This is a genomic window from Desulfosarcina sp., from assembly GCF_046496365.1.
Classification (GTDB): domain Bacteria; phylum Desulfobacterota; class Desulfobacteria; order Desulfobacterales; family Desulfosarcinaceae; genus Desulfosarcina.
On sequence record NZ_JAWOHB010000159.1, the window covers coordinates 1 to 3,273 of the forward strand.

The following is a 3,273-nucleotide window of genomic DNA, read 5'->3' on the forward strand; positions in this document are numbered from 1 at the left end:
GCCGATGACAAACAGCGACAGGGTCAGCGCGGCCATGACCGGCACGTCCCGATTGAAGACCTCGGGCCCCACGGCCATCGGATGGATCGCACCGGCGATACCGACTACGGCCAGGGTGTTGAAGAGGTTGGAACCGAGCACGTTGCCCAAGGCCAAGTCATGCTCCCCCTTACGAGTAGCGATGATCGACGAGGCCAGTTCTGGCAGCGAGGTGCCCACCGCGACGATGGTCAGGCCGATGATCAGGTCGCTGACACCAAATTCATGGGCAATTTCCACTGCGCCCCAAACCAGGATGCGGGAGCTGACAATCAACAGCACCAGCCCCACCACCAGCCAGAAGATCGCCCGGCGGATCGGCATGGCATGGACATCCAGCTTCTGCTCCATCTCGCCGCCCAAGGCATCGGCCTTTTCCCGAACTCCTTGCCGGATGGTCCAGGCCATCAAGGCGCCGAAAACACAAAGCAGCACCACCGCATCGAAACGGCTAATCCCGCCGTCCCGGAGCTGCCAGGCGGCCAGGGCGGTCACGGCAGTGAGGATAGGCAGTTCCTTGCGCAAAACCTGTGAATGCACAGCGATGGGGCTGATAAGCGCCGTGATGCCCAGGATCAGGGCGATGTTGGTGATGTTGGACCCGTAAGCGTTTCCGAGCGCCAGCCCGGGGTTTCCTTGGGAAGCGGCAAGCGCAGAAACCACCATCTCCGGCGCGGATGTACCGAAACCGACAATCACCATGCCGATCAACAGCGCTGGCATGCCGAAATGGCGGGCCGTGGAAGCCGAACCCGCCACAAAGCGGTCGGCGCTCCAAACCAGCAACCCCAAGCCCAAAACGACAGCGATAAAGGCCAGTGTCATACAGCGCCTGTTTTCCTTTCGAGCTCTCCCATCCCATCACACCGAGAATCCACCCGTAGACACGGGCGGCATGTGGCATTCGCCGGAAAGCTTTCTGGTGCATTTCACCCAACGGAAACTTACTTGGCCAATTCCTGCCCGATGGGATATTATAAGCGAAACGCTCGTAAAACTCCAAAACTGTCATCCGAAGGGCCAACGTCTTGAGGCGTGCGTGAGTGACTAAAACCGTTTCAATGGAGGTGGATCACCATGTTCCGAAATATCCTGGTCCCGTCCGATTTTACGGAGAAAAGCCTGCATGCGGCCAAGATTGCGCTGCAATTGGCCAGGCTGCAGAAGGCGGCCAAGGTCACCCTGCTGCACATTGTTGAGACGATCGAAGGAGCGGAAGACGACGAATTCGCCGATTTCTACGAAAAGTTGCGCAAGCGCGCGGTCGGGAACATGCAAAAGCTCGTCAAATCCCTGGGGGGCGAGGCGTCCACTGTACAAACCGCCATCGTGTTCGGCAAACGGGTGCCCGGGATCATCCACTTCGTCAATGAACATCAGGTGGATCTGATCGTTCTTGGCTCACACAAGATCGATCTGGAAAAGGTCCCCGAGGGCCTGGGCACCATCAGCTACAAGGTAGGCATTTTTTCTCCCTGCCCCGTGCTGATGGTGAAATGAGCGCCTTTGCCGGTGGAATGACACCGCCGGGCCGGCCGGGGCATTCCCCATCGGCCTCTTGTGATCTCAAGTTGGGGCGGCGTACGCTACATGCCCATGGCCTTCGCCGGCCTCATTTTTCGATCAGCGTCGGATCGGCGAGCCACCGATGGGCCGCGCGGACTTCCGTTCCGTCCGGGTAGGTTTTCTCACGCGAGAGCTTCCCGACGAGCTGAAGTTTTTTCACTCCCGGGAAGTATTTCTCGAAGATCGCGAGGTTCCGGGCGGGCTTGTCATCGGCCCACTTGACTTCCGCCATCAGAAAAGGGGTTCCTTCAATGGTGACCAGGAAGTCGACTTCTTTGCTGTCCTTTGTCATCAGGTAGTGGAGGCGTGCGGGTTCGCCGCGGCAGTCTTCCATGTAGTGGATTTCTTTCAGCAGGGCACAGGCGGCAAGATTTTCGAGTTTCACTCCCTGATCTCCGATCACCTGACCGGTGTCGAAAAAATAGAACTTCGGGGCTTTCAGAATGGCGCGGGCGACATTGCGATGATAGGGCGTGACCCTGAATACGACGTACATGTTCTCGAGGATTTCCAACCAGCGCTTGACGGTCTTGTCGGAGCACTGGAGATCCCGCGCCAGGGCATTGTAGGAAATCGGGCTGCCGACCCGTCGGCGCAACAACTGGATCAGCGTCTCGATCGAGGTGATCTGCTGCACGTTCTCCAGGTCGATGAGGTCCTGCTTCAGGATGATGTCCAAGTGGGACCGCTTCCAGCGATTGTAAAAGCGCACGTCGCCCTCCAGGAAGGGCTCGGGAAACCCCCCGGTCTCCATGAGTTGCAGCATGGCCGCCTCCAGATCGGCCGGGGCGAGGAATGTCCGGATCTCCTTCAGGTCCAGCGGGTGGAGCCGAAACTGGAAGAAACGACCGGCAAGCGAGTCGCCGACTTTCCGATACGTGTCGAGCTTGGCGCTTCCGGCCACGATGATCCACGGGGGGATCTTCTCGGTATCGTAGATTCCCTTCAGCCATGATTTCCAGTTTTTCAGCTTGTGCAACTCGTCGAAGATGACCAGTTGCCGGGAGCGATCCCATGAGCGGTCCATCAGGCCCAGGCGGTGCTCCGGGTTGTCGAAGTTCAGGTAATCGAAATCGTCGCTGAGCATCTTGGCCAGTGTGGTCTTGCCGGACTGCCGAGGGCCGGTCAGCAGGACGATTTTTCTGGGAAGATCGGTCAGGATGGGAGTTTGCAGATAGCGTTCCATGCCGACTATTTAGGCCACCACTCCGAAATGGTCAAGACTTTTTCGGAGTGGTGGCAGAAAAAGTCATGCCATGCCCGGGTACACAATCGAAGCCCGACGTTGCATGCGAACCACTTTTATCCTCACGAGTTCATGCAAAGGCAGTCCTCACTCGGGCTCGTGGACCCTTCCGCCCTGCCGGTTGAAGAAGTCCGCTCGGATCAGAAGAATTGCTGCGTGTCCATCAAGGTGGTACTTTGCTGGCTGGGCGGGTCCCGGTACCAGAAAGCCCGTGCACAGGGATCGCAGCGTCGATCCGGTCCGGGCTTTTTTTCTTGACAGGAACCATTTTGACAGGCTTCGGATGGCGGGCAGGGCTTGCAATTTGAAGGAGTATTCAGTAGGTTGCCATAGCCGTTGACCCCGAGCATTTGAGGGATAGGCACCATGACAGAAATCTGGCCGGCACCCGGCTGACCGAAGCCCGCCCTGCAAGAGCAGAC

3 protein-coding genes are annotated in these 3,273 nt (G+C 58.3%); 1 reads left to right on the forward strand and 2 read right to left on the reverse strand.

What is annotated here, in order from left to right; genetic code table 11:
• A partial coding sequence (locus tag R6V78_RS16230) for a calcium/sodium antiporter (protein WP_410290427.1) occupies positions 1 to 864 on the reverse strand: 864 nt, incomplete at its 3' end.
• Between the two features lie 252 nt (positions 865 to 1,116).
• On the opposite strand from R6V78_RS16230, the gene R6V78_RS16235 reads away from it, so the two are divergent.
• Entirely contained in the window at positions 1,117 to 1,539 is a 423-nt protein-coding gene (locus R6V78_RS16235; RefSeq protein ID WP_410290428.1) for a universal stress protein, read from the forward strand.
• Between the two features lie 112 nt (positions 1,540 to 1,651).
• Here R6V78_RS16235 and R6V78_RS16240 read toward each other — a convergent pair whose 3' ends face one another.
• Positions 1,652 to 2,791: an ATP-binding protein gene (locus R6V78_RS16240; protein WP_410290429.1), complete on the reverse strand. Its 1,140-nt coding sequence runs from the start codon at positions 2,789 to 2,791 to the stop codon at positions 1,652 to 1,654.
• Between the last annotated feature and the right edge of the window lie 482 nt (positions 2,792 to 3,273).